This window comes from Blastococcus sp. SYSU DS0552, assembly GCF_054050815.1.
Genome location: NZ_JBJHAB010000006.1, coordinates 201,365 through 227,686 on the forward strand (window position 1 = coordinate 201,365; position 26,322 = coordinate 227,686).

Here is a 26,322-nt window from a genome sequence, read left to right on the forward strand (position 1 = left end):
TGCCGGGCGGGATCGTCAGCCTCCGCTGGGTGCGTTGGGCGCCGCCGAGGGGGTCGGAGGCTCGGAGGCTCGCCGAATCTGTTCCTGCAACCAGCCGCGCGTGAACGTCTTTCGCTCACTGCGCAGCGGCTGCAGGAAGGGGTCGAGGAGCGTCAGCAGGGCCGCGGGCGTGACGTCGTCCGGGCGCAGCAGGTGGGCCGAGGCGGCGATGCGGTGCAGTTGCGCGGCGTCGCCGTCCCGCTCAGCGGCGAGCGGGGGTCCCAGCCGGGCCGGCCAGCCCTGCGGCATGGTCTGGTTCGACCCGAGTCGAGGACGCCGAGCCGGCCGTCGTCCATGAGCCGGAAGTTGCCGGGGTGCGGGTCCCCGTGCGCCGATGAGCCCGTGAGGGGCCGGAGGTGAACAGGCGCACGAGGACCTCGCCGCAGCGGTCGCGGTCCTCTTGGGCGCTGGAGGCGATGACGCGGGACAGGGAAGTGCGGTCGATCCACCGGGTGACGAGCACCTCGCCCTCGACGGCCAGTACCTCGGGCACGAGGACGTCGGGGTCGCCGCGGTACGCCTCGGCGAACGCGGTCTGGGCCTCTGCTTCGCGGGCGTAGTCGACCTCCTCGACGAACCGTCCGCGGAACTCGGCGAAGAGCTGACGGACGTCGAGGCGGGGACTGCGGCCTTCACCACCGGCGAGAGTCCCTGGAGCATGCCGAGGTCGGCGACCAGCGCCTCGGCGGCGCCCGGGTGCTGGACCTTGACGGCCACCGGCGGCCGTCGGACCAGGTGGCGCGGTGGACCTGCCCTGTGCTGGCGGCCGCGGCGGGCCGGTCGTCGAAATCGCGGAATCGCTCCCGCCACCGCGGACCGAACGACGCTTCGAGTTGCTCGTGGACGCGGGCGGCCGGCATGGACGGCGCCGCCTCCTGCAGCTTGACCAGCGTCTCGCGGTAGGGGCCGGCCAGCTGCTCGGGCAGTGCGGACTCCAAGGCGGAGAGCGCCTGGCCCATCTTCATGGCACCGCCCTTGAGATGGCCGAGGGTGGCGAACAGCTGCACGGCGGTGCGCTGCTTGACCTGCTCGGCAACGAGTTCCGCGGGGCGGCCACCAAAGCGCTTGCCGAGGCCGAGCGCGGTGCGGCCGGCATAGGCGGCCGGCAGCGCGGCGAGACGGACCGTCCGGGCGAGGCGGCCTCGCGCCGGCGTCCCCTCGTCCCGGTCGAGCATTGCTACCAGGGGGTGGTCGGCTAGAGCACGGCCTCGGTGAGCGTCTGGGTGCGCACGTGGGGGACCTCCTGGTACCCCGGGTCGGCGACCATGCGGCTGAACGCCTCGCGGGAGGGATAGCGGACCAGCAGGACGGCGTCCCAGTCCTGGCCCTCCTCGGCGACGAGCGGGGTGCCGCCGTCCCCCGCGTGGAGGACCTCGCCGCCGTAGCGGGGGAGCAAGGTCTCGGGGAGGGCCTTGGCGTCGCGAGACTCGCGACCGTCCTCGGCGAAGCGGAGCAGATTCTTGACCACGGGACCGCCGGGGTCCTCCTGGAGGTAGCGCTTCAGGTCCGCGCCGCGGGGGTCGATCGCCATGTGTCACGCTACTGGCGGTCCTCCTCGGGTAGCGACGTTACGTGAGACTGCTTCCGGGACCCGCAGGTGGGCCACGGCGAGGTCCATCTCGGCGATGTCGGTGATGCGGGCGCCCATCCCCTGGGTGAACTGCTCACGCAGGTGCATGGCGTGCTTGCGGAATCCTTCAAGGCTCCCGCCTCGCGATACCAGTGCGGGGCGCGGGCGCGTCGGGGAAGCTGAGGAGGCGATGACGAGCGACTGCAGCCGCGCCTCGTGCCTCGGCTACGGGGTGCGGCATCCTCGAGTCCCTGCTGCGTGGCCACATGAATGAGCGACCGATGCCACGAGACCTCAAGGTCACCCGGCAGATGCAGCGCATGCCACGACGTGACACAGGACCGGAGCTGGCCCTGCGTCGAGAGTTGCACCGTCGCGGGCTCCGGTTCAGGACGCATTACCCAGGGCTTACCGGTCGACCGGACATCGTTTTCACACGGGCTCGTCTGGCGGTCTTCGTGGATGGCTGCTTCTGGCATTGCTGCCCAGAGCACGGGACAGCCCCCAAGAACAACGCGTCGTGGTGGGCGGCCAAGCTCGAGGCGAACGTTGTCCGCGACCGGCGGCAGGACCGGGAGCTTGTGGACCGCGGATGGACTGTCGTACGGGTCTGGGAGCATGAAGTTGTCGGCGAGGCGTGTGATCGCATCGAGGCGACGTGGCGAGCGCTACTGGGCGAGCCACCGAGAGCCTGAGCCGCAGATGTGAGAGCCTGGACCCGTAGGTAGCGACAAGGAGTATGTGTGCCATCCAGCCGACACCGGTCCGTAGCTCCTTCCGCAGCACGACTGACGGAGTCGCTGCGCGACATCGGGTACGACTTCCCATCCGCTGTCGCGGACCTCGTGGACAACAGCGTGATGGCCGGCGCCGAGCGCATCGAGGTCGTCATACAGTTCGACGGCTCGGCGTCCACGGTCGCCATCGCTGACGACGGGTCAGGCCTGAGTCCGAACGGCCTCGTTGAGGCGCTCCGCTTTGGAAGTAGGCGTAGCTACGAGCAAGGCGACTTGGGCCGGTATGGGTTGGGGCTGAAGACCGCTTCCTTGTCACAGTGCCGCAGCGTGATGGTTGTTAGCCGTCGCATCGCGAACGGTCCTGTCGCCGCCCGAGAACTCGACCTTGACACGATCATCGAGTGGGACGACTGGCTCATTACGGCGCCCGATAAGAAAAGGACCGCACCGGCGCGGGCACTCCTCGGGGATAGTCAAGGGACCGTCGTTGTATGGAGAAATCTCGACCGCGTGCTGCCCGAGCGGAACCCAGATGGCGGCTGGGCGAAGCGGCGCCTTGAGAGTCTGGCGAAGAAGACGGCGGATCACCTATCAATGGTCTTCCATCGCTTCCTCGAGGGAGCCACTGTTCGAGATCTCACGATTCTCGTGAACGGCGAGAAGCTGGCACCTTGGGACCCCTTTGCTCGTAACGAGGAGCACACTAAGAGCTTGGGGCGCCAAACGTTCGAACTAGCGGCGGGCGAGCGAGTCGGTACCGTCACGCTGAATCGCTACGTTCTTCCGGCGAAGGAGCAGTTCAGTTCTCTCGCGAAGTTCGAGGCGATGTCGGGACCGCTGAAGTGGAACCGCCAGCAGGGTCTTTATGTGTATCGCGCGAACCGGCTAGTTCAGTGGGGCGGCTGGGCTGGGATCCGGGGAATCGATGAGCACACAAAGCTGGGTCGCGCGTCGCTTGACTTCGACACTGAACTCGACGACCTGTTTCAAATCAATGTCGCAAAGATGCGAGTGTCCGTACCGGTCCAGTTAAAGCAGCTGCTGGAGCGCCCCGTCAACGATCTTTGCATCGTGGCCAACCAGGTTTACCGGGAGCATTCGGCGCGACGGTCGCCCGCGGATCGGGCCGAAGCAGCCGCTGCGGGAGAGCTTCCCGCCATGGCCGGGTTGGCTCTGAGGTCGGCGGCCCTGCAAGCCGGCGAGTATGACGCGTTCAAACGGATAGCGAGCCGCCTGAAGGACGTCGCCCCAGATGTTTGGCGCGCCCTTGGGTTCGCGTCGTCATGACAGAACTTGAGAAGATGTTCACCGCTCCCACCGAGACCTTCGAAACGCACGTCGCGGGAGCTCCGACGACATCCCCGAGGGCTCCCTACGGGGTCAAGTTGGTGCGCGGGCCCTTCCTGAGGCTGCCCTCGAACCCTGATCGAGCATCCTCGCGCGCCGAGCTGGTCGACCTGGTAGGGCGACTTCGCGCGGACAACCCGAACATCCGGTTGGCGGCGGACCTGTTCAGTGGTGCGGGGGGGATCAGCCTTGGGCTCGAGCGCGCCGGCTTTACGACTGTCGTAGCGGTCGACCACTATTCGGAGGCGGTCGAGACGCATGGTCATCACTTTGCGGGCATGAGTGTCGACTGGGATCTTTCGCATGTCGATCGCGTTGAAGAGTTGGCTGACATGCTGTCGGAGATCAAGGTAGATGTCATTGCCGGCGGGCCTCCCTGTCAGCCGTTTTCTAAGGCAGGCCGGTCCGGCATCCGCCATCGCGTGCGCAACGGGCTTCGCGACCCCCATGATCAGCGCCGTGATCTGTGGCGATCGTTCCTAGAGGTCATCCAGCTGGTCCAGCCGCCGGCCGTTCTAATGGAGAACGTTCCGGACATGGCCTTGGATCGCGAGATGTTCATCCTGCGCGCAATGGTGGAAGAGCTGGAGGCACTCGAATACAGCGTCGAGGAGCGAATTGTCGACACGTGGCGCTACGGCGTGCCCCAGTTTCGCCAACGCCTCATTCTGGTCGCGCTCCGTGGCGGTCTCCGGTTTGAGTGGCCGAGGGAGTCGGCTGAGCGCGTGTCCGTCTGGAATGCAATCGGTGACCTGCCGGAGGTGGACGGCGGTTGGCGTCCTGAAGGCGGGGAGCACGGCTGGGCCGACTATGACGGTCCGCTGACGACGTTCCAGAAGAACATGCGTGCGGGTGTCAAGCCCAGTGAGCGTTCGAAACTCTACGATCACATCACTCGGCCCGTGCGCGAGGACGACGCGCGCGCGTTCGATCTTATGGACTCGAACACGCGATACTCCGATCTGCCGGCGGAGATGAAGCGCTACCGGGACGACATCTTCGACGACAAGTATAAGCGTCTCGACGAAAACGACCTTTCCCGAACTATCACCGCACACATCGCCAAAGATGGATACTGGTATATCCATCCGCGTCAGAGTCGCACGATTACCGTCAGAGAGGCCGCCCGACTGCAGACCTTCCCGGATTGGTACCGATTTGCAGGACCGCCGTCCGCGGCGTTCAAGCAGATCGGAAATGCGGTTCCGCCACTGCTCGCGGAGAACCTGGGGAACGCTATCCTCGCAGCGCTGGACGGCGGGGAGAAGGCGGGTCCACCAACCCGAGAAATTGCCGCGATGCTGCAGGGATGGTTCCGGGACGTCGAGCCTCGGAGCGTCCCATGGCTCAAGGCTTCAACGAGGTGGCAGGTGGTGTCAGCCGAGTTGTTACTCGACCGCGCGACAGCGGACGTGATCAAGCTGGTGTGGCCAGTCCTGGCTGCGTGGGGAACGCCAGAGCAGACGCAGGACAACGATGAGCTGCTTCGCGAGATGGGCACGCTCATCGGGCGTAGCGCACGGGCAACGCAACTACTCGAGCTTGCTGACTGGCTCGTCGAGCACCCGGGCGCCCTGGAGGAGACAGAGGACGCCTCGGGTGCGATTCCGCACGTCTCATCTGCCGTACGGGAGTTGGCGGCACTGATCGTGCCAGTGGCGGGCGTCGACGACTCAGAGGAACCCGTCCTCTCGACCAAGGGCGTTCTACGTGTGGCGGCCAGAGTCACGGGTGAGAACGTCGACCGGAAGAACCGACTGACCGACGGCCGTTTGGCCGTTGCCCGTCTCATCGGTGGCGGTAGCGAGGCGCGCGCTGCCCACCTCGCTTTGATTGAGGTGGCCGCCAGCGTGTGTCGCCCTGTGGAGCCGCTCTGCGACATCTGTCCGATTCAAGGCGCCTGCGCAAGCTCAAGAGCGGACGAACGCCGCGCTTCGATGCTGTTCTAGGTCCGACGAGACCGCGAACTGGGTTCGCACGGCCGTCAGCAGCCTGAGCGCGCTGTAAGCGCCGGATGTTTCGCCGGCTTCTAGAACTGGCGTGACTCTTCGGAGCGACCCGCCTTCAGAACGTCGCTGTTCCGAGTCGCTGCGGGTTACGCTGCCACAGCTATGGCGCGACTCACTAAGACGGCAGGCCGGACAGGGCATCCCGAGTCGTCCTCCGAGGCGATGTTCGAAGTGGTTAGGCCTGACCCCGCTGGGACCATCCAATCGCTCGCATCGCTTGGGTATACACCCGAAGCCGCTGTAGCTGACCTCGTCGACAACAGCATCGCCGCCAAGGCCCAGCGCATCCGTGTCGAGTTCCGATGGGAGGGTGCCGACGAGTCTTGGGCCGCCATCGTCGACGACGGCGACGGGATGGACGAGCCTGCGCTCGTCAAGGGGCTTACCGTCGGCGGTCGAGGCTTGGACGACCGCAGCCGGGAGGACTTAGGCCGCTTCGGCATGGGGCTCAAGACTGCGTCTTTCTCACAAGCTCGCCAGCTGATTGTCGCGTCTCGCACCGACCCGGGGCCCTGGTCGATCAGGACCTGGGACGTGGACCACGTCTTGGCCGTCGGCGACTGGGAGCTGATGAGGGGCTGCCCGCCCTCGGCGGCGTCTGTCCTTGACCAACTGACGGCAGCGGTCGAGGGGGCCGGAACGGTTGTTCTGTGGAGGCGGCTCACCCGGCTCGTTGCTCCCGACAGTCGCCCTGGCGACGACTGGGCAAAGAAGGAATTCCACGGGCTGGTTGAGAGGATCGAACGGCATCTCGGGATGGTGTTCGCTCGTTATCTGAGCAAGCGCTCGTCAAAGCTCTCGATGACGCTCAACGGCAGGCCCGTGGTCGCATGGGACCCATTTCTTGCGGGACACAAGTTCGTCGAGGAACTGCCGCTAGAAAGGCCGCTCCCGGGAGTCGCAGTTCAAGGATTCGTCCTTCCGCACCGCAGCCGCCTGACAGACGAGGAACACCTCCAAGGAGGCGGACCCCGAGGATGGCTGGACCAACAGGGCTTCTACGTGTATCGGCGAGACCGCTTGATCGTGGCCGGCGACTGGCTGAAGCTTGGCGGCTTCCGTAAGGATGAGAAGCACGTTCTCGCCCGAATCGCCGTTGATCTGCCCCCAGAGCAGGACCTCGAGTGGGGACTGGACGTCAAGAAGTCGAGCGCGACGCCTCCAGCCGCGCTCGTGAGACACCTCACCAGAGTGGGCAAGGCGACTCGCGAGAGAGCCGGCGCCGTAATCAGTCACCGGGGGCGGGTTGTGCGCGACCGGCAGACGACGTCTGAGGACTTCACGTGGAAGACCCTTAGCCAGTTCGGGCAGACTCGGTTCGTAATCAACCGCGAGCACGCCTTAGTCCGCGAGCTGATCGAGCGGAATCCCACCGCGCGCAGTGACCTGAACGCGCTCTTCACCATGATCGAGTCCACGCTCCCAGTTGGACTGATCCGCGCCACGCCCGAGGCCAGCGCTCGCCCCTCAGCACTCGGCGACGACGTGGTCCCAGACGATGTCCTCGATATGGCGTCACGCATGCTCGAAGTGCTCCTTAACCGCCGCGTGGCCGCGGCGGAGGCCCTCGCGCGAGTGACCCGCATGCCGCCGTTCAGTGAGTACCCCGCTCTTGCGTCTCTGCTGAGCGGAACAAACCCAGCATGATTCACGGGGGAGAACAGTGACATCCAATGACGATGGCCTGCAGACAGCCGTTCGGCTGGTCCTCAACCTGCTACCCGAGCAGGGAGTGACAACCGAGGATATCCGCGGAGCAGCAGAAGACGTCCACTTGATGCTGTCACGCCGAGGCGATGTCCCCAGCCTTGAGGAGCTTGTCCGACACGTCGAATCGCTGACCATCGTCTTTCAAGACGTCGGCACGTCGCTCGTTGACACCAAGGGTCATGAGGAGTGGCTGAGCGAACGCCGAGCCGAGACCCAGTGGAAGTTCTGGGAGCGCTACCGCCGCTACATGGAGGACCAGCTCCTCATGCCACCGAAGGTGGTGCGGCGCCTAGACGACGTCACCGACAGCATCTTGAGCAAGCTCGAGGATCCGCTCAGGCCGGGCCCGTGGGACCGGCGTGGCCTGGTCGTCGGTCACGTCCAGTCGGGGAAGACAAGCAACTACACCGGCCTCATCTGCAAGGCGGCAGACGCCGGTTACCGGTTGATCGTTGTCCTCGCAGGCGTCCATAACAGCCTGCGGAGCCAGACTCAGCTGCGGCTCGACGAGGGATTCCTCGGTTTCGACAGCCAATTCCAAACCCGAAGTGACGAGGCCGGCGAAAACCACTTCATCGGCGCCGGTCTGCTACCCGGCTTCGAACGCTTGTATGCAGGATCATTGACCACGAGCCTGGAAAGCGGTGACTTCAAGGCCGCCCGCGCCAAGAGCCTGGCTCTGCCCGTCGTCGACGTACCTGTCCTTCTCGTGGTCAAGAAGCACGCAAAGATCATCCGTTACATCCACAGTTGGATCACCGGTATGCAGGGAACCGTTGACCCAGAGTCTGGCCGCAAGATTGTCCGCGACGTGCCGCTGCTCCTCATAGATGATGAGGCGGACAACGCTTCCATCGACACGAGTAGCGAGGATTCCGACACTCCTTCTGCCATCAACCGAGAGATCAGAAGACTTCTGCACGCCTTCGATCGGTCCGCCTATGTCGGCTATACGGCCACGCCGTTCGCGAACATCTACGCGGACCCGCACGAGGACCACGAGGACTTCGGAGACGACATCTTCCCTCGGAGCTTCATCGAGGTTCTCCAAGCGCCGAGCAACTACTTCGGTCCTGACCGCGTCTTCGGCCTCGACGACTCGGACGGTATGGGCGCCGTACCGATTCACCGAGCAATCCAGGATGAGTCCGCTTGGATGCCGGCGGGGCATCGCAAGGACTGGCAGCCGGCGGCGGAGGACTTTCCCGCCTCCTTGGCAGCGGCCATGCTCGACTTCGTCCTCTCCAACGCAGTACGCCGTGCCCGCGGGCAGGGAACCGCGCACAACTCCATGCTGGTTCACGTGACTCGTTTCCAGGACGTCCAACAGCGAGTGACCGAACAAGTCAACGACGCGTTGCTGACCATCCGGGACCGTCTCCGTTACGGCGACGCGCGCTCAGAGTCTCAGATCAGAGACGAGCTCCGAGAGCGTTGGAAGAACGACTTCGTTCCCACCACCGAGTGGTTCCACGTCTCGGGTGACCCAGTCGAACCATTGTCTTGGCACGACGTAGAGCCGCATATCCTGCCCGCGGTCGAGAAGATCAAGGTCAGGACCATGAACGGCTACTCCAAGGAATCGCTCGACTACTATGAGAACCGAGCTTCGGGACTGTCGGTCATAGCCGTAGGAGGCGACAAACTGTCGCGTGGGCTGACGCTCGAGGGCCTCAGCGTCAGCTATTACCTCCGCGCATCCCGCATGTACGACACCCTGATGCAGATGGGGCGCTGGTTCGGCTACCGCCCGGGCTACGAGGACCTCTGTCGGCTCTACACCACGCCGGACCTGAGGTCGTGGTATCGCGAGATCACACTCGCTGCCAACGAGCTGCGGGCTGAGTTGGAGGAGATGGCCGCCCAGGGGGCAACCCCCATCGACTACGGACTGCGCGTTCGTACCTCACCGGCCGGTCTCAGCGTCACGGCGGCCAACAAGATGCGCAGGGCGCAGAAGGTCAAGCTTTCGTTCAGTGGCGCCAACCCCGAGACGGTTCTGTTCGATGTCCGCCCCAGCACTCTCGCGAACAACGAACAAGTTGTGGCCTCGTTCTTGGAGCAGCTCCCGCACGGTCAGGGGCAGCCAAGCCAAGAGCAGGGGAACTACGTTTGGCGCCACATCGAGGGGGATCTTGTCGCGCGCGAGTTCTTCGATGCATACAAGTCCGACCCGATGGCGTGGCGTGTTCGGCCCGACCTCATCTCTCAGTACATCAAGGCCTGTGTCCGAGCCGACGAGCTTTCTGACTGGACCGTAGTCCTCGTCTCGAACTCGAAGAGGGCCGTCGGACAGGGGGAATCGCGACCGGAAGTGGAGTTCGCGAACCTCAAGCTGAGGCCCGTGACCCGCTCGTTGATCCCCGATGGTGAGCCCGGTCAGCGGGAACGAGAGCTACACGCCGAAAGCCGGTACGCGATCAGACGCGTTCTGAGTCCTTCCGACGAGCTTCTCGACCTCACCCAGGAACAACGCGACGCCGCGCTGGCCTTGACCCAGGAGTGGTACGACGACGACCCCGGTAAGCGGACAAGTCGGCCGAAAACACCGAGCGGTCCCGCAATCCGGTTCCAGCGGCGACCCGAGCAGGCACTGCTACTGCTGTACATCATCGACAACAGCAAGTACCAGGAAGTAGTCGACCGACCTATGGTCGGTTTCTACGTCAGTTTTCCGCACTCCAAGCGCAATGTGACGGCGGAGTACCTCGTCAACCCCATCTGGCAGCAGCTGCAGGCGGCGGGCATGGCTGTTGACGAGGACAGCGAATGACGATCACCGCCGATGACTGGCTGGCGCTGGAGGAGCAGCCGGGCGCTACAGGCACGGTCCTACGGCGGATCCATCCCGACTCGGATAGAGATCTGTACGTCGCTGTAGACCTCGGCACTCGCGTCCGACGGCTTATCTACAGGCGACCGTGGCCGGGGGGGACGAGCCAACTCCCCACGCTGCCACGCACTCAGGCACTCGACTCAGCCTGTCGGCTCAGCGACACTGGCGACTCATTGACGATCAGCGTCGACTTGCACACCCCAGCGCTCGCCGACGTGTTCACTACGGTCGCCGGAGACCTGGCTGCGTCAGTCGTGGACGCCCAGTCGGACGACCAAGCCGTCAAGGCCCTGGCGAGCCGTCTGGAGAGCTGGCAGGAGCTTTTCCGAGCGCTGTCCCGTCGGGGTCTGGGGGACCTCGAGCGACGCGGACTGTTCGCCGAGCTGATGATCTTGCGCGACGATATCCTGCCTCACGTCCCGCCCGCGGCCGCGATCGCAGCATGGACTGGTCCGCTACGGAAGAACCAGGACTTCCAACTCCCCGGGGTGGCACTCGAGGTGAAGGCGACTGCCGGACTTAACCCGTTGGGGTTCGTGGTCAGCAATGAGCGTGAGCTCGACGAGCAGGGAACGGGCCGTCTACACCTGGTTCATGTATCGCTCGACGAAAGGCGCGGTGGAGACGGGGTAACTCTCAATGACCTCGTCGCCGAAGTTGAGGCCCTACTCTCAACACATCCCGCAGCGCCTCAAGTCTTCCTGACCCGTTTGGCCCGTGCCGGATATGTCAAGGGCGACAAGGGCCTGTACAGCGAGCCGCGCTATCGAATGCGGTCGCGTCGGTATTACGACATCCAAGGCTCTTTTCCGCGCATAACCGAACGCGACCTCCGAGAAGGGGTGGGTCAGGTGCGGTATACGGTCACCTTGGCTGCCTGCGCTCCGTACGAGGTTGACCGGGCGGTCGTTCATCGTCGGATCAAGGACTGGGAAGTGCAGTGATGGTGAGCGAGCTAGCCGACTTTGCCGGAGGCCTCGTCCAAGACGTCCTCGCCACCGCGGAGGCCACAGACGTCACCCTCCCAGATGCCTTCACTCAGCGAATGATCGAGCACCTCACGGAAGCTGGCGAACTCGACGACGGGTTGGTCTGCTATCACCGTGCACGCGGCCTAGAAGTGAGCGGCTACGCCATCGCGGCGGACGAGTCCCGAGTGGATGTATTCATCACACATTTTCGTCACGATGTGGCGAACCCGACGCTGCCGGCGACCGAACTCGAGGCCCTCTCCAGAAGGCTCAAGAGCTTCATGACGAAGTGCCGCGGCGGGTATCGGCTGGACGTCGATGACTCATCGCCGGTGTTCGATATGGTTCAAGACATCGAACGGACTCTCAAAGCAGCCACGCAGGTCCGCTTCTTTCTCTTCACTAACGCCACGACTCGCGTCCGAGGCGTGCGGCCCGAGATGGTGGACGGTGTCGAGTACAGCTATCACATTTGGGACGTCGCCCGCCTTCACCGTCTGTTGAGCTCCGGAACGTTGCACGAGCCCATCACGGTGGACTTCGTTGAGCGTTTCGGATCAGGACTGCCGTGTCTCAGTACCCCTGTCACAGATAAGGACTACTCGGCACTACTGACGATCGTCCCCGGCCCCGCGCTCGCTGCGCTCTACGAGGAGTTCGGCACGCGGCTCCTTGAGTTGAACGTACGCAGCTTCTTGCAGACTAAAGGCGGGGTCAACAAGGGCATTCGTGAATCAATCCTGAAGACGCCCGAGCGTTTCCTTGCCTACAACAACGGGATCTCTGCGACCGCTAGTCGCGTGGAGTTCTCGGCAGACGGGTCGTCAATCGTGCGACTGCATGACCTGCAGATCGTGAATGGTGGCCAGACGACGGCGTCTGTGCACAGCGCTGTCAAGCGGGACCGCGCCGACGTGTCTTCGGTCTACGTTCAGGCAAAGGTCACGGTGGTCTCGCCGGAGAAACTCGACGAGATCGTGCCGCAGATCAGCAAGTTCTCAAACACTCAGAACAAGGTCACGACCGCGGATTTCAGTGCCAACAACCCGTTCCATGTGGACGTTGAAAAGCTCTCTCGGTCGGTCTGGGCGCCTAGCGCCAGCGGCGATGGCCAGGAGACCCGTTGGTTCTACGAGCGGGCGCGGGGTCAGTATGCCGACGAGCTAGCCAGACAGCGAACACCGGCGCGTCAGAAGTCATTCAAGCTGACGCATCCCACACGGCAAAAGTTCACCAAGACGGACTTGGCGAAGTTTGTGACCACGTGGGACCAGCTCCCCCATCTCGTTAGTAGGGGGGCTGAGAAGAACTTCCGCGAGTTCATGGACCGAGTCGCGACCAAGTCTCGTCCGCGCGTGGACGAGGTGTATTACAAGCGCCTCATCGCGCAAGCTATCCTCTTTCGTGAGTCTGAGCGCATTGTCTCAGGTAAGAACTTCGGCGGCTATCGCGCGAACATTGTGACCTACACTATCGCCAAGCTGGTCAATGCGACCGCCTCGCGCATCGACCTCGATGAGATCTGGCGCAAGCAAGGTCTCTCGAGTGCGCTTGAATCGGCGATCTCGGCGCTCTGTGTTCCTGTGCAGGAGTCCATTACAAATCCGCCGCGGGCGGCGAATATCGGCGAGTGGTGCAAGAGGCCGGAGGCGTGGGCCAAGGTCGAAGCCATCAAATGGGATGTTCCGCCTGCGTTGGCCGACGAGTTGGTCGACCTCCGCGCACGGCGGATTGCTGAGGCGGAGGCGGCGCGTCTGTCCAGCGAGGCCGACGCTGACCCATCAGTTGAGGCTGCGGCTGGCGTGCCAGCGGAGACTTGGTTCGAATGTGCTCACTGGGCTAAGCAAGCCAACGCCCTAGCCCCTTGGCAACGCGGCCTAGCCTTCAGCTTGGGCCAACGCGCCAGCCGTGGCGTGGATCCTTCGGCTAAACAGGCGGTTCAGGGCCTTGCGTTGATGACGGAGGCGCTCCGGCTCGGCTTTCGGCCACAAGCTCCCCTGCCTGCACATCTCGACGGAGCCATCGGATGACTCAGTACTTCCGCTTGGTGACTGCCGAGGGGCGAGCGCTGGATTGCGACTTGTCGATGGAGTCAGTGAGTGGCCGTCCAGCCGTGGTCCTGGAGTCGAGGTCAGGCGCGCTGTCAAGCGGCTCGGCGCGGAATCCGGACTACAACGACGCGTTGGAGCTGCTCCTCGAGCGCCTGGCCGCGGCGGGCTACAACCTCTTGGAGATCTCGCTGGAGAGCCGGCCGGCCCAGGTGCTACCAGCCGATCAACGACGACTTCCATTGCGGTGGCCTCTTCAGCTTCGGAGCGGCATGGACATGCGCCAGCTTCGCCTGATCATCGCGGACGGACAGCGGGCGGTCGCTGCCAGTCCGGCCAAGACGCCGGGCACGGGGAACGCCAACAAGCGCATCAGACTGGTCATCGATGGGATTCCGAGCAAGTCTCGACTCGCGGTCATGCTCGGCCCATCGACCATGAGCGACACGCACAACCTGTCAGCTGTCGATGCTCCGGCAAGCGAACGGCTGATGTGTCCAGAGCCTGTCCTCCCGTGGATGACCGCGGGCGGCCCTGTCCTTCCCGACCTCCTTGCTCGCGCCATGTCTGGGCGACGTTTGCCGCAAGCGATGACGGACGTTCTTCCACTCGATCCCACCAGCCCTTGGCATAGCAGGTTTCCCGACAACTGGATTCCCGCCGAACCGGTCCGCATCAGTAACGCGTTCGCAGAGGTCCTTGCACTTGTCAATCCGTACGAGCCGGTGCTCAGTAAGCGTCAACTGTCGTCGGTGCGCGAGCTACCAGAGGCCGTCCTCGACGACATCTTCGAGCGCCTACCATTGCGGCAGCGGACCCGGAACGTCCTCTTGCGAGAGTGTTCGGAGGCTCGGCGCGTGCTCCCTGCGCTTGCGACGCTCAACTTCGGTGAGCTGGTAGCGCTCCGCCACTTCGGTGCTACGTCCTTCTTTGACCTGATGACGTGCATCGATCAAGTGCTTGCGCCCCTCGGTAGTCCCGCCCGTCGAACCGCTCAAGCCGACGACGCAGCTGACGCGGATCATGGCAGCAGATTGGCTCCTCAATCTCGTGTTGAGCGAGGCGCTGTATCGACCGTGGTTCCGTGGGGGCAGGAAGGGGCGCCCGTTCTGCCCTCGGTCGTGCGCCGTTCTCTCTCAGGTGTGGACTTGCCCCTGTCGCTCTGGGCCGCCCTGCCCGTCGACCAATCCTCTCCATGGGAAACCCGCTTCGAGCGTCGGAGCGAGGCCGTCGACACCGCGCTGTTGTCCGCTGCCTTTAGTGAACTTCGAGCTGTCTTGAGGCTGCAGGAGCCGCTTCTCGACGAGGGCCAGGTCGCTACCGTGAGGGGACAAACTGCTCTGGACAATCGTCGTGCCTTCGAACGGCTCCCGCTTCGCAACCGGACCCGCAACGCTCTACTCCGGCAATTCGGGCGCGCCGAAGACATCCTCTCAGGCCTCGCCTCAATTACAGTGGGTGAACTGTTCGTTCTTCGGCACTTCGGGGCGATCTCGTTCTTTGATCTGACGACAGCCTTGGACCAAGAGCTTGGTGTCGGTCAGGTAGTCCATCCGCTCCAACGAGCGACCGCTGACCCTCTAGCTCTTGCGGTCGGGGTTGAGGTGCCTGCACCCAGGCGTCCCGTAACCCCTGCTTACGCTCCATACATTCGTCGGGACGACTGTCGCTTCGGCGATCTGTTTCGCGAGGACGCTGAAACTCTTGAGGACGTCCTGCGCCACGTTGAGGTTCAGATCGACCGCTGGCCATGGGTCAACCAAGTCGTGGAGGCAGTGGCCCTCAGAGTGCAGCAACGTGCTGCATTGTCCATTGAAGAGTTGGCCGACGACATCCTCAGCACGGCCTTAGGGGAGCAGGCGGACCGTTGGATGCCTGTGTTCCAACGACGGTTCGGCCTTGACGGCCGACCTCCGGGGACGCTGGATGAAGCTGCCTCACTTATCGGAGTGACCCGGGAACGTGTCCGGCAGGTCCAGAAGCGGTTGGAGGGGCGCCTACCGCGCGGGGCGGCTTGGGCTCCTTCTCTCGAGCAGGCGCTTGATCTACTTGAGGTGATCACTCCAGTCACGGAGAGCGATGCGGCCGCGGCGTTCGCAGCGGCGGGTCTGTCTCATAGGGACTCGTGGTCGGCGCACTCGCTCGTCGCCGTCTCGAACCTGTTCGGTCGCGATCTTCAGCTGGAACAGGACGGCGAATGGATCGGCACCTCTTCGGAGCTCCAGTTGGTGAAGCGCATTCGCGCCGCCGCCCGAGCGGTGTCAGGGTTCCTCGGCGCCGCCACGGATGCCCACGTCGTGACGCGGCTGCGTGAGTCGGCCGGTAGTCCGGTGGATGCGGGGCTGGTCAAGTCCGTCCTCGATCGAGACCCCTCGGTCCACTGGCTCGAGTCCGGTCACTTCTGGGCGGATCACCCTAATGGTCGCAATCGGCTAGTCAATGTCAGTCTTCGCATCCTCGCGGCTTGGGAGCCGCAGACGCTCGAGGACATGCATGAGGGGGTGACTCGGTCCTTCTCGTGGCGGGCATCTACGGGAGGGGATAAGTTCAGGGACTTGGTTCCGCCCGATGTTGCGATCCTTCTCGAGTTCTACCGCAGTCACCCCGCTTTCCGTGTCAAGGATGGACAGATTGTTGCGGCGACACCATTGCCGTTGGAGGCGCTTGGGCCAGAGAAGATGACCATGGTGGGCGTCTTGCGGGCGGAAGTGCCGCCGGCCTTGGACAGGAACAGTCTGATCGCCGCCTGTGTGGAGTCTGGCATGCAAGCGTCGACGGCAGGCATCCTGATTACCTATGCCGAATTCGTCAAGCGCTTTGCACCAAATGTCTGGGGTCTTCGAGGCGTGAACTTGTCGAGTGAACAGATCGCCCGGATCCAGGCAGAGGCAAAGGTGCGGTCTGCCCTTGTTGACGGATCGCGTATCGCTGGCCGTACGGTCACGGGCCGCCCTTGGTTCGCTCGCCGCATCACGCCCAGCTTCCTGTTCTCAGGGGTGATGTCCCACGATTGGGAGAAGCCTGAGCTGGACGGGTGTCAGCTGGACCTGATTGACGGTCTGGACGGGGAGCCCGTGGGTCAGTTGAGGTTCGCCAATGGGTTCAACTATGGGTACAACTCGTGGTTGCGGAAGCATGAGGCCGGGGTGGGGGACGTGATCAGAGTGACCGTCGATAAGGCTGAGGAGTATTGCGTCATCGAGCTAGGTGGTGAGGAAATGCTTTCCCCGCCATTCGACTGGTGACCTTGTTCGCCGCCGTCCACCCAAGGTCTGACTGGGTGGCAGGTCCGCGGTCTGAGTATTTAAGGCGCGGCGACCGATGCGCGGGGATCGGAAGCGTCTCCTCGGGTGCCGTGCTGGACCGAATGCTCTTCGCGGAGATTGCTGCTAGCCAGCCTCCCCCCGTCGAAGGGCTCATCGCTGCCGCCACGCACGCCCTCTGCGACATGCTCCCACCGCCCAGGGAGACGCCTGTCGCTGGTGAGCCAGAGTGAGGGCTGGGCTCTTCCCGGACGACCCGCGGTTCGGATCCGCCTCCGAGGCACTTTCGTCGAGAAGGTGCGCGAGCAGCTGCCGGATGATGCCGTCCTGTTCTGCAATCTCCGCTTCAGCGACGGTCGGGAGGACCGGGAAGCGGACCTGATCGTCGCGTGGTCCGGCATGGGCGTCGCCGTCGTCGAGGTCAAGGGCGGCAGTGTGTCGCTGGAGCGGGGGGAGTGGCGGCAGCGGCAGGACGGAGTCGACCGCGTCATCCACCCCGTGGACCAGGCGGTCGCCTGCAAGTACCTGCTCTGCGAGTACCTGGCCGAGCACCCCCGCTGGACCGGCGGACGACCGCGCACCGCCCACCTCGTGGCGGTGCCCGCGACCACGCTGCCCGGCGACTTCATGGCACCCGGCCTGGCCCGCTGGATGGCGCTCGACAAGACCGACGTCTCGCACGCCGCCGCACGCATCCGGGCGGCCCTGGAGAGGGTCCGTGACGAGCCGGACCCGCCGACCGCCGAGGACGTCGATCAACTGGTCGACTGCCTCGCCGGGACGGCGATCCCGCAGCAGCACCTGCTCGCCGAACTGGCCGAACGGGAGGCCGCCTGCGACCTGCTCACCAAGGGCCAGGCCAAGGTGCTCGACCTGCTCACCGCGTACCACCGGGTGGAGATCCGTGGGGGAGCCGGCTCGGGCAAGACGTGGCTGGCCGTGGAGAAGGCTCGCCGGCTCGCCGCAGAGGGCCAGCGTGTCGCGCTCATGCGCTACTCGCGCGGCCTCGCCGAGTTCCTGAAGCGCCGCGTCGAGAAGCCCCCCAAGCGGCATCGGCCCGCGTACGTCGGCACCTTTCACAACCTCGGCATCGACTGGGGAGTGCCCGCCGGCTCCGACGACGACAGCCGCTACTGGGAGGAGTTCCTGCCGGCCGAGATGGTGAAGCTGGCCGGCGAGCTCCCAGAGGCGCAGCGGTTCGACGCCATCGTCATCGACGATGGGCAGGACTTCGCGCAGAGCTGGTGGGACGCCGTCGTCGCGGCTCTACGCGATCCCGAGCGTGGATGCATCTACGTCTTCTCGGACGAGGGCCAGCGCATCTTCGCGCGCCAGGGGCGGCCGACCGTCGACCTCATGCCTATCCCTCTCAACGAGAACCTGCGCAACACCAAGCAGATCGCCGGCACCTTCTCCAGCCTCGCGCCGGAGCAGATGCGGATCCGGGGCTCGTCGGGCGTGCCGGTGCGCTTCGTCCAGTGCTCGCCCGACGAGGCGGTCAGCGCCGCCGACGACGCGGCCGACGCGCTGCTCGAAGAGGGCTGGCCGCCCGAGGCTGTTGCGCTGCTGCACACGCACCGCCGCCACCCGGTACAGGCGGAGCGGCAGGCGGAGGGGCAGGACGCCTACTGGGCGACCTACTGGCAGAACGACGACCTGTTCTACGGACACGTGCTCGGATTCAAGGGGCTCGAGCGCCCCGCCGTCGTCCTGGCGGTCAACGGCTTCCGGGACGAGGCCCGTGCCCGGGAGATGTTGTACGAGGGTCTGTCGCGTGCCCGCGACCTCCTGGTGGTCTGCGGCGACATGGACTTGATCCGACGAGTCGGCGGCGAGGCCGTCGCTCGACGGCTCGCGACCGGCAGCACGCACATCGCTTGACCGCCGAAGAGGGAGTCGGTGGCAGCAGGCCTCCGAACCACGTCCCTTCGCGCGTTCTCACTGACGCGTGGAAGGACGGGTCCGGCGCCTACTCGAACGACACCTCGTAGGTCGCGTGGTACTTCAGCGTGCTCGTCGTGAGCTGAAGGGCGCTCGTATCAACGGACAAGAATCCTGGCACCTTGAGTTGCGCGGCAGCCTTCACGTGACGAGAAGACTCGCGGGACAAGTCGACCGTGTACTTCCGGGACCGGAGCTTGTTGCAGGTTGACCGCGCACGCACAAGTTGCCCCATGAGGGGATCCGAGGTGAGTCGGGTCGTCTCGAGGAGCGCTTCGGCCTTCTTGATGTCCGCCGCGCCACCGACGTACCGGTCGTCCAAGGTCATCGTCGCGGCAAGCGCTTCCACCGTCTTCTTCTCGATGTGGCCCTTGCCCGTCACCGCAGGACGGCTTCCGGTGAGATCGACACGGGCCTCGCCCTTGTCGCTCTGCGTTTCGAGCACTTTCAGGTGGACGCGTGTCGCGCCCAGCAGCTGACAGAGTTCCGTGAAGATCAGATGCTTCCGCTCCGCCGCGCGTTGGTGGGCCTCGTCGGCGGTCTCGTAGTCGTCTACGTCGTAGGGCATCTGGACCAGGACGTTGCCGGGAACCATCAGCCCTGCCCTGTCCAGCTTTGCGATCAGCGGGTCGTCCGGCTGTTCCTGCGCGGCGGAGTCCGGTACCAGCCACACGCCAGGGGTGCGCAGGAGGTCGGCGCCGTCGTCGTCGTAGCTGCAGCGGTCCAGCCCCGCCTGGGTCAGGACGATGACCAGCCGTCGCGCGCTGTCTCGTGGCGTGAACATTGCTAGACCCTCCTGCTGAGGCGTCGGGATTCGTGAAGCGGAAGGCACCCCCGCCGTCCTGCGGCGACAAGGCCTCGCAGGTGCACGCCGATGTCCGTGGGTGGTGCGACGAGGGTGACGCCGTGCTCGGCGATCTCTTGGCGTAGGGCTGTGAGCCGGTCTTCGGCCTCCGCAGCCGATACCGAGCCGAGCAGCAGAGTGGCCAGTACTCGCCGGCCGCTCGAGTCCTCGTAATCCGCTCGGGGCGCTTCCAGGACGACGTCATAGGTCCCGTCAGGGGCATTGAGCACGCACACGGACGTGCCATCGGACCAGGTGAATCGGCGCCCGTCCGCCGTGACGGATGAAACCCTCCGGACCAGTTCCTGGCGCTCGGCGTCCTCATCGACGGCGAGGGTGCTGCCGTTGAGAAGGAAAAGAGCGGCGCCTTCGTCGGCCGCCTGGACCCAGGCTCCCTCAAGGCTTGTCATGAGGGCTCAGCTTCCAGTGCGTTCAGGAGGCGAAAGGCGATGTCAGCGCACCCGGCTTCGTCGGCCAACGAGCCGGCGATCAGTGTGCAGGTAGGGCCCATCTCCTCCGTGGCGGCCTGGATCGCCGGAGCCGTGCGCGCAACGTGTTCGGGGTCAGCTGCTCGTTCCGGGCCCATCTCTCCACGGAACAGCTCGTGCTTATCCATGTGCGTCGCCACGAGAACCGTGCGACACCCTTCCTTCAGCTCGTCCTGGCGCCGCCAGTCGCGCAATTGGCGGGTATCTCGACGGACGCGAGCCACATACTCCTCATCCGCAGCGTCGGCGTAACTGACCAGGTACACCAAGACGTCCGCGACCTTGGCCTTGTCGTGCCATGCGCGAATGGCCTCCGGTTCGCCGCCCGGATCCCAGAGTTTCTCGATCTTGAGCTTCAGCTGACCGAGACCGATGTCCGACGTCGGTTCGACACTCCGGGTTCCGCCGGTGGCGACGTACTCCTTGGGGACAACTCCGTGAGCCAGGAATTCCGAGAGCGTGGTCTTGCCGCTGAGGCGTGGCCCCATGATCAGGAACGACTTCTTGCTGGCTGCGGGCCATAGGGCGACGGCTGCTGCGGTCGCGCCGAGGACGCCGAAGGCGACCAGGGCAGCGACCGCAAGAAGAGGTACAGGCACCGTCGGAGGCTAAACGCGGCGGCGGTGCTGTTAAGGAACCGCCGCGGTCGCGTGCGACACGGGGGTGCGCTGGGGAGCGTGGGGCTCGGTTCGTGCCGAACTGACCCGCTACCGGAGGCACCGGGCGATCAGCTGCCGGGGGACGGCGACGGTGTGGCTTTCGATCTCGCGGTCGTGCAGCATCCGTTCGGGGGGCCCGGCGGCATGGTGAGAAGTCGACAAATCGATCACAGGCACCCCTCTGGTCTCACCCGTACGGGACGCCTCTCGCGCCTACCGCGCCGGACCCGTTCCGCTTCGTAGCGTGGGGCCGTGGGCAAGCACTTCACCGATGAGACCGCCGAGTTCAAGATGCCCGTCGCCGGGCGGCACGCAGCCGCCGACACCGGCGAGCTCGAGATGACCCAGCGCTTCGACCCCGGCTTCTCCCGTCGTCCGGCCGTGCCGGCAGTTCCTCCCCGGGACGACGAGAGCCGCTGACCCAGCGCGGCTCAGTCGGGGGACGCCGATGCTGACGTTCAACGACCTGCTGTCCCTCGAGGATGTCGACCCGGCGCAGGTCCGCCTGATCCGGCACCAGGACAACCGGCTGAAGCCCGGCCAACTCTACGAGGCCTGGCGAAACGACAGACCCGCGTTCGAGCGGTACCAGAGCGTCCAGCAGCGCAACCTGTTCGATGTGGGCGACCTGGTTGCCAGCTTCATCGTGACCGAGGCCCGCAAGACCGTATTCGTCGGCCTCTACGAGGTTGCCGGCATCACCACCTGCCCGGCCGGCATCGTCGACGTCCTGACCGGCGGCGACGTGTCCGGCTACCACGGCTACGACCTGCGGCTGCTCGAGCGCCTCGGCGACTACACCGACAAGGTCGTCATCGACTGGGGCGCCGGCACTCGGACCTGGGTGCAGCGAGCCGCCAACCAGCCCAAGCCGGTCCTCGAGATCACCGAGCAGTACGAACCCCGTTTTCCTGGGTTCCGCGAGTTCGTCCGGCCGGTCGACGACATACCCACCCTCCCTCACGGCTGGCAGCAGGTGCTGCGCGCCGTGAAGGGGGTGTACCTGCTGGTCGACGTGGAGTCCGGACAGCAGTACGTCGGCTCGGCGAAGGGTGCCGACAGCCTGCTCGGCCGCTGGCTGGAGTACGCCAACGGCGGTGACGGCGGCGACGTCCGCCTCAAGGCCGTAGCCCGCCACGGCCGCCGCCACTACCAGGTGTCGGTGCTGGAAGTCGTCGACGGCAACACCCCCGACGACACCATCGAGCAGATCGAGTCGTACTGGAAGTTCAAGCTGCTCACACGGCGCTTCGGCCTCAACGCCAACTAGCCGGCAGTGCAACGTGCGCCTCTGGCCTTCGGGAAGCACATCAGTGGTGGAACTGGGGTGCGATGTCACCGCACCCGGGCGGCGAGCCGTTCCAGCGCGGCGGTGAAGCTGGCGTTCCAGAGGCCGAGGTGCGGCCAGCGCTCGGCGACGTGCGCCGTCGCCTCGTCGGCGGTCATGCCTTCGGTCCGCATCAGCCAGGCGCGCAGCACCAGGCCGGTGCGTGACGCACCGCCGTGGCAGTGGACCAGCAGCCGGTGGCCCTCGGCCTGGAGCGCCGCCATGTCGTCCAGGACGTCGGCCAGCACGACGTCCAGGTCGCTGTTGTGCTCGTTGTCGGCGACGTAGGCCATCCGTTGCAGCTCGTGCTCGAACGGCTCGCCCAGCCGGCACAGCGAGATGACGGCGAAGTCCTTCTTGCTGTACCGCGCCCCGTCCAGGTTGGCCGCCCAGATGCCCGGAAGCACCTCCGCCGGCCCGATCCGCGGGATCACGCCCGGGTCGTAGCTCTGCTGCGCCGCGCCGTCCAGCGCCGCGGCCAGCTGCTGCAGGTCGGCCAGCCGCCACAGCTTCTCGGAGAAGCCAGGCACCCGGCCGTGCACCACCGACGCCCACCGGCTCGGGATGCCGCCCATGCCGAACACCGCGCCGGCCAACCCGCCGGCGACGCAGCCCACCGTGTCGGTGTCGCCACCCAAGTCGATCACCAGCCGCAGCACCTCGGCGAAGTCCCGACCGTTGCGCAGCGCCCACACCGCCTGCCCCAGCGTCGGCCACACCGCGCCGTTCGACTCGGTGGCCCGGTCAGGCGTCCAGTCCGGCGCCAGCACCACCGCCCACCGCCCACCGCTCCCGGTGCTCGGGCAGCACCGCCTCCAGCGCCGTCGGGATCGCCGCGAGCGGATCCTCGCCGTCGAGAGCGACACGCATCAGCTCGTGATAGATCGCGCAGCCCTCGCCGGCCGACGGGTCGCCGTGGGTCAGCGCCGAGATCCGCCGGGCGGCGTCCATGGTCGTCTCGCGGCCGTCCCGGGAGAACCGGATGGCCGCCGACGTCGTCCGCATCAGCGAGCCGTTGCCGGCCGCGTGCCCGGAGCGGGCGAAGTGCTGGGTTGCGGCGACGTCCCACGGCCGGCCGGAACCGAGGACGGCGCGCGTCTGGTTGCCGATGTCGGGCGGCCCGGCCTCCGCCCATGCGCGGAACCGGTCGAAAAGGTCGGTCTCGTCGACCCCGCCCCGCTCCACGAGCGACGTCGCCACGAGCAGCGCCATCTGGGTGTCGTCGGTGAACTCACCTGGCTCCCAGCCCAGCGAGCCACCCCCGCACATCTCCGTCTTCGAGCCGCGCGCCGGCACCGGGAAGCGGGCGGAGAAGTGCCCGGGCGGGCCGAACTCGAACGGCGCGCCGACGGCGGAGCCGACGAGCGCGCCGGCCACGCGGTGGGAGCGGTGCATGCGCTGGGTCAATCAGGCATGCTGGCCGACGGCGGTGCCGCGTGTTCGTGCGACGCCGGATGAGGCTCGTGCCTCCGTCAGCGGGCCTGGACGAGCAGCGGCTGGGCGACCTCGCCGATCGAGCCGCGCTCGTCCGACAGCTCGCCGTGGCACAGCCCGATGCCGTTGGCGGCGATCTGCGTGCGGCAGGCCAGGTGCACCCACTCGCCGTCCGGCTCGCGGGTCAGGTGCGTGGTCATGCCCGGCGGGATGGACCACCAGCTGTCGATGGGCAGCTCCACGGAGATGCCGTTGGCGGCGTCGGCGGCGATGAGCGCGCGGTCGAGACCGGTGAGCGGCAGGCCGGCGACCAGGGGGACGCGCACCCGGGTCCAGACGTCGGCCGGCCCGGGTTCCTCCGGCGACCCGGCGGTGTAGCGCCAGTCGATGGCCTGCCCGAAGCCCCAGTCGGGCAGGCCGAACAGCACCTCGGGCGAGGAGTCCGGCACGGCCGGCGGCGGGCTGAGCTCGGTGACCACCGGCGGCGTGGGCCCGACGGCGATCGACCACACCCGGGCGACGGCGACGGTGCGGCCCTCCACGGTCATCACCGCCTCGGTCAGGTCGATCCGCCGTCCCGGGCGGACGGGCGACACCTCCACGGCGAGCTCGCGGCGGGGGATGGCTCCGAAGAAGTCGACGCTGATCCGCGCCGGTCGGGAAGCCGCCCCACTCGTCCGGGCGGCGTCGGCGGCGAGGTGGGCCAGCAGCGCGGACGGCGGGCCGCCGTGCTGGGCGCTGTGGTCCCACGGGCTCTCGGTCGCCCGGGTGGGCTCGAACCGGTTGTCGCCCAGCGGCAGGTAGAAGGCCTCGAACTCCATGCCCGGCAGTCTGGCCGAGGCGGTCACCCGGTAGTCGGGCGGACGTGCCGTCGCCCGATTGGGTGGGGCTGCGGCGGTCGGCTGTGCGGACGGCCGGTTGCTGTCGGTGCCGCCTGTCATGGTCCGCCCTGCCGTCCAGGGGACGGCGTAGACGAGGGAGCGGCATGGGCGGATCGGTCGGTGTCCAGGCGGGGCGGGTGTGCGGGCTGTGGGCGAGAAAACTCGGTCCCGGTGGTCTACGGGCTGCCGGGGTCCGACCTCTTCGAGGAGGCGGAGAACGGCCGAGTCGCGCTCGGCGGCTGCCTGGTGATGGACGAGCAGCCGGCGTTCGTCTGCCGTAGCTGCGACCTGGAGTGGGGGAGCGAGTCCGATCCCACTGCCGACGAGGCCGAGCTGGCCGGCCTGCTGGATGTCGGGCACGCCGATCTCGTCCGGGCACTCGGCGCCGGGTGGCGGCGCGAGAGCGCGGCCGACGGCCAGGACGGTGTGCGGTAGTTCGTCAGCGGCGAGCCGCCGCAGCTCGCGATCGGCGTCCAGGGCCCGTGGTTCGTGCTCGACCGCCCGCTGACCTCAACGGGTGACCGCCGTCCCGGTCCCCTCACGACCGACGGCGGGCGGTTCACCCGCGACGAGCTGCTGCACGACCCCTGGTACGTCAGCCAGGTCGCCGAGGACATCGCCTCCCGGCGGCGCCGGTCCTTCCGTTGGTGCCGCACCTGCCGCCGGGCCACCGCACCCGAGTCGTTCGTCGCCACGGAGGGCTCGTGCGAGCGGTGCGTCTCCGCCTCCGCCGACCGGGCGCAGTAGCTCGGGCGCTCCCGTGGGGTCGTTGGTCCCACCGACCGTGCCGATACAGAAGAGGCAAGACGTCGCCGAGTCAGGAAGCTCACGTGCCAAGGACCACCGCACCGCGGCCCCGCACCCGGTCGACGACCGGCCGCGGGTCGGTGACCCGCTCCCGGCCCACGAAGGGCACCGGTAAGCGACCGGCGCCGGCCAGGCGGAAGACGGTGAAGAAGCGTCCGCGATCCGGGCGCGCCGGCCGGTTGCTTCTGCTCGCGATCCGGGCGCGCCGGCCGGTTGCTTCTGCTCGCGGTGCTGGTGGTCGCCGGCGTCGTCGTGTGGCCGTCGGTCAAGCCGCACGTGACAGCTCTGCCGTTCCTCGACTCGGTGCTCGCCGGCACGTCGCCGTCCGAGCCCACCTGGCCGCTGACCGGTGTCCCGGCCGACACGGTCCCCGATCGCCCGGCGTTCGCCGTGAAGATCGAGAACTCCACCGCCGCCCGCCCGCAGACCGGGCTGAACGCCGCCGACATGGTGTGGGAGCAGGTCGTCGAGGGCGGCATCACCCGGTTCGTCGCCGTCTACCACTCCACCCTGCCGCCCGAGATCGGCCCGGTGCGGTCGATCCGGCCGATGGACGCCGCGATCGCTGCCCCGCTCGGCGGGCTGCTCGCCTTCTCCGGCGGCGTGCCGCCCTACATCGCCGCCGCCGAGGATGCCGGGCTGCAGGTGCTCCGCCAGGACTCCGGGGCCGACGGCTTCTTCCGGACGACGGCCCGCTCGGCGCCGCACAACGTCCACGCGGTGCCGCAGACCCTCCTCGACCAGGCCGACGCCGACCACCGCACCTCGCCCGGAGCACAGTTCGAGCACGCGGAGACGGGGGAGCAGCCCACCGCCGTCGCCGCGGGGCAGCCGACGGCCACGCTCGACCTCGAGCTGTCGGGGATCAGCAACCCCCGCTGGACCTGGAGCGCTGCTGACGGCCGCTGGCTCCGGGCCGAGGGGAGCACCCCGGCGGTCGAGGCGGGCGGCGCGTGGATCGGTGCCGCCAACGTCGTCGTCCTGCGCGTCGACGTCGTCCAGACCGAAGCCCGCGATCCCGCCGGCAACCCCGTGCCCGAGACGGTCCTGACCGGCACCGGGCCCGCTCTCGTCGCCTCCGGCGGGCACACGGTCGAGGCGACCTGGTCCAAGCCGGCCGTCGGGGACCGGGTGCAGCTGACCGACGCCGACGGCGACCCGGTGACCCTGACGCCCGGGACCACCTGGGTCGAGCTGGTCCCCAACTCCGGCGCGGTCGCCACTGGCTGAGCGGACAGCCAGCGATCCGGGGGAGTACGACGGCGCGACCGGTTGCCGGGCGACCCCGCAGCGTCTCCGCGCGGACGAGTCCGCAGGCGCCCGTCGGCCGCCGCGATGTAGTAGACCGACCGCGTGCCTCCCACAGCTGCCGACGACGCGACCGACGCACCCGACGCGGAGGCCCCCGCGG

General features: G+C 66.6%; 23 protein-coding genes and 1 pseudogene. 14 read left to right on the plus strand and 10 right to left on the minus strand.

From position 1 onward, the window contains the following. Positions 1–15: 15 nt before the first annotated feature. From ACI8AG_RS08380 to ACI8AG_RS08395, 4 genes and pseudogenes are all read right to left on the minus strand, one after another. Positions 16–288, minus strand: a complete 273-nt coding sequence (locus ACI8AG_RS08380) for a hypothetical protein (protein WP_456596659.1) — start codon at positions 286–288, stop codon at positions 16–18. Further along, positions 242–601: pseudogene (locus ACI8AG_RS08385) on the minus strand (AarF/UbiB family protein); the annotation flags it as partial. The gene ACI8AG_RS08380 and the pseudogene ACI8AG_RS08385, both read right to left, overlap by 47 nt. A gap of 70 nt (positions 602–671) precedes the next feature. Then, positions 672–1,214: an AarF/UbiB family protein gene (locus ACI8AG_RS08390; protein ID WP_456596660.1), complete on the minus strand. Its 543-nt coding sequence runs from the start codon at positions 1,212–1,214 to the stop codon at positions 672–674. A gap of 20 nt (positions 1,215–1,234) precedes the next feature. Further along, a complete protein-coding gene (locus ACI8AG_RS08395) occupies positions 1,235–1,570 on the minus strand; it encodes a DUF1330 domain-containing protein (protein WP_456596661.1) in 336 nt (111 codons plus the stop codon). 350 nt (positions 1,571–1,920) lie between these two features. Between ACI8AG_RS08395 and ACI8AG_RS08400 the strand changes: the two genes are divergently transcribed. From ACI8AG_RS08400 to ACI8AG_RS08440, 9 genes are all read left to right on the plus strand, one after another. Next, the gene (locus ACI8AG_RS08400) at positions 1,921–2,304 is read left to right on the plus strand and encodes a very short patch repair endonuclease (protein WP_456596697.1); all 384 of its coding nucleotides are present in this window, start codon (positions 1,921–1,923) and stop codon (positions 2,302–2,304) included. A 48-nt stretch (positions 2,305–2,352) separates the two neighbouring features. Next, positions 2,353–3,633, plus strand: a complete 1,281-nt coding sequence (locus ACI8AG_RS08405; protein ID WP_456596662.1) for an ATP-binding protein — start codon at positions 2,353–2,355, stop codon at positions 3,631–3,633. Further along, positions 3,630–5,642: a DNA (cytosine-5-)-methyltransferase gene (dcm, locus tag ACI8AG_RS08410; RefSeq protein ID WP_456596663.1), complete on the plus strand. Its 2,013-nt coding sequence runs from the start codon at positions 3,630–3,632 to the stop codon at positions 5,640–5,642. Before ACI8AG_RS08405 ends, dcm begins: the two co-directional genes overlap by 4 nt. A gap of 222 nt (positions 5,643–5,864) precedes the next feature. Then, on the plus strand, positions 5,865–7,349 hold the full coding sequence (locus ACI8AG_RS08415; protein ID WP_456596664.1) for an ATP-binding protein: 1,485 nt from the start codon (positions 5,865–5,867) through the stop codon (positions 7,347–7,349). Between the two features lie 16 nt (positions 7,350–7,365). Then, positions 7,366–10,185 (plus strand): Z1 domain-containing protein, encoded by a 2,820-nt coding sequence (locus tag ACI8AG_RS08420; protein ID WP_456596665.1) that lies wholly within the window; start codon positions 7,366–7,368, stop codon positions 10,183–10,185. After that, positions 10,182–11,192, plus strand: a complete 1,011-nt coding sequence (locus ACI8AG_RS08425; protein WP_456596666.1) for a PD-(D/E)XK motif protein — start codon at positions 10,182–10,184, stop codon at positions 11,190–11,192. Before ACI8AG_RS08420 ends, ACI8AG_RS08425 begins: the two co-directional genes overlap by 4 nt. A gap of 101 nt (positions 11,193–11,293) precedes the next feature. Then, positions 11,294–13,249, plus strand: coding sequence for an AIPR family protein (locus ACI8AG_RS08430; protein ID WP_456596667.1), 1,956 nt, complete (start codon positions 11,294–11,296; stop codon positions 13,247–13,249). Further along, entirely contained in the window at positions 13,246–16,512 is a 3,267-nt protein-coding gene (locus ACI8AG_RS08435; RefSeq protein WP_456596668.1) for a hypothetical protein, read from the plus strand. Before ACI8AG_RS08430 ends, ACI8AG_RS08435 begins: the two co-directional genes overlap by 4 nt. Positions 16,513–16,827: 315 nt before the next feature. Beyond that, positions 16,828–18,411, plus strand: a complete 1,584-nt coding sequence (locus tag ACI8AG_RS08440) for an NERD domain-containing protein (RefSeq protein ID WP_456596669.1) — start codon at positions 16,828–16,830, stop codon at positions 18,409–18,411. An 88-nt stretch (positions 18,412–18,499) separates the two neighbouring features. On the opposite strand, the gene ACI8AG_RS08445 is transcribed toward ACI8AG_RS08440, so the two are convergent. Genes ACI8AG_RS08445 through ACI8AG_RS08455 form a run of 3 tightly spaced genes read right to left on the minus strand, consistent with a single transcriptional unit; the run spans position 18,500 to position 20,402 of the window. Then, a complete protein-coding gene (locus ACI8AG_RS08445; protein WP_456596670.1) occupies positions 18,500–19,255 on the minus strand; it encodes a hypothetical protein in 756 nt (251 codons plus the stop codon). 2 nt (positions 19,256–19,257) lie between these two features. Then, positions 19,258–19,725 carry a hypothetical protein gene (locus tag ACI8AG_RS08450; protein ID WP_456596671.1) on the minus strand — a complete coding sequence of 156 codons (468 nt, stop codon included), beginning with the start codon at positions 19,723–19,725 and terminating at the stop codon, positions 19,258–19,260. Beyond that, positions 19,722–20,402 (minus strand): GTPase domain-containing protein, encoded by a 681-nt coding sequence (locus tag ACI8AG_RS08455; protein WP_456596672.1) that lies wholly within the window; start codon positions 20,400–20,402, stop codon positions 19,722–19,724. The genes ACI8AG_RS08450 and ACI8AG_RS08455 overlap by 4 nt, the downstream gene beginning before the upstream one ends. Positions 20,403–20,714: 312 nt before the next feature. Between ACI8AG_RS08455 and ACI8AG_RS08460 the strand changes: the two genes are divergently transcribed. Beyond that, positions 20,715–20,882, plus strand: a complete 168-nt coding sequence (locus ACI8AG_RS08460) for a hypothetical protein (protein WP_456596673.1) — start codon at positions 20,715–20,717, stop codon at positions 20,880–20,882. Positions 20,883–20,910: 28 nt separating this feature from the next. Further along, complete coding sequence (locus ACI8AG_RS08465; RefSeq protein ID WP_456596674.1) at positions 20,911–21,732, plus strand: GIY-YIG nuclease family protein; 822 nt, start codon at positions 20,911–20,913, stop codon at positions 21,730–21,732. 65 nt (positions 21,733–21,797) lie between these two features. Here the strand turns inward: ACI8AG_RS08465 and ACI8AG_RS08470 are convergent, their stop codons facing one another. The 3 genes from ACI8AG_RS08470 to ACI8AG_RS08480 all read right to left on the minus strand — a co-directional run bounded on the left by ACI8AG_RS08470 (position 21,798) and on the right by ACI8AG_RS08480 (position 24,044). Then, positions 21,798–22,562 (minus strand): ADP-ribosylglycohydrolase family protein, encoded by a 765-nt coding sequence (locus ACI8AG_RS08470; RefSeq protein ID WP_456596675.1) that lies wholly within the window; start codon positions 22,560–22,562, stop codon positions 21,798–21,800. Next, positions 22,534–23,196 (minus strand): ADP-ribosylglycohydrolase family protein, encoded by a 663-nt coding sequence (locus tag ACI8AG_RS08475; protein WP_456596676.1) that lies wholly within the window; start codon positions 23,194–23,196, stop codon positions 22,534–22,536. Before ACI8AG_RS08475 ends, ACI8AG_RS08470 begins: the two co-directional genes overlap by 29 nt. A gap of 65 nt (positions 23,197–23,261) precedes the next feature. After that, positions 23,262–24,044, minus strand: coding sequence for a thioesterase family protein (locus tag ACI8AG_RS08480; RefSeq protein ID WP_456596677.1), 783 nt, complete (start codon positions 24,042–24,044; stop codon positions 23,262–23,264). Positions 24,045–24,275: 231 nt separating this feature from the next. Between ACI8AG_RS08480 and ACI8AG_RS08485 the strand changes: the two genes are divergently transcribed. From ACI8AG_RS08485 to ACI8AG_RS08495, 3 genes are all read left to right on the plus strand, one after another. Beyond that, the gene (locus ACI8AG_RS08485) at positions 24,276–24,539 is read left to right on the plus strand and encodes a hypothetical protein (protein ID WP_456596678.1); all 264 of its coding nucleotides are present in this window, start codon (positions 24,276–24,278) and stop codon (positions 24,537–24,539) included. A gap of 54 nt (positions 24,540–24,593) precedes the next feature. Continuing rightward, complete coding sequence (locus ACI8AG_RS08490; RefSeq protein WP_456596679.1) at positions 24,594–24,851, plus strand: hypothetical protein; 258 nt, start codon at positions 24,594–24,596, stop codon at positions 24,849–24,851. A gap of 273 nt (positions 24,852–25,124) precedes the next feature. Next, on the plus strand, positions 25,125–26,141 hold the full coding sequence (locus tag ACI8AG_RS08495; RefSeq protein WP_456596680.1) for a DUF3048 domain-containing protein: 1,017 nt from the start codon (positions 25,125–25,127) through the stop codon (positions 26,139–26,141). Positions 26,142–26,322: the final 181 nt, after the last annotated feature.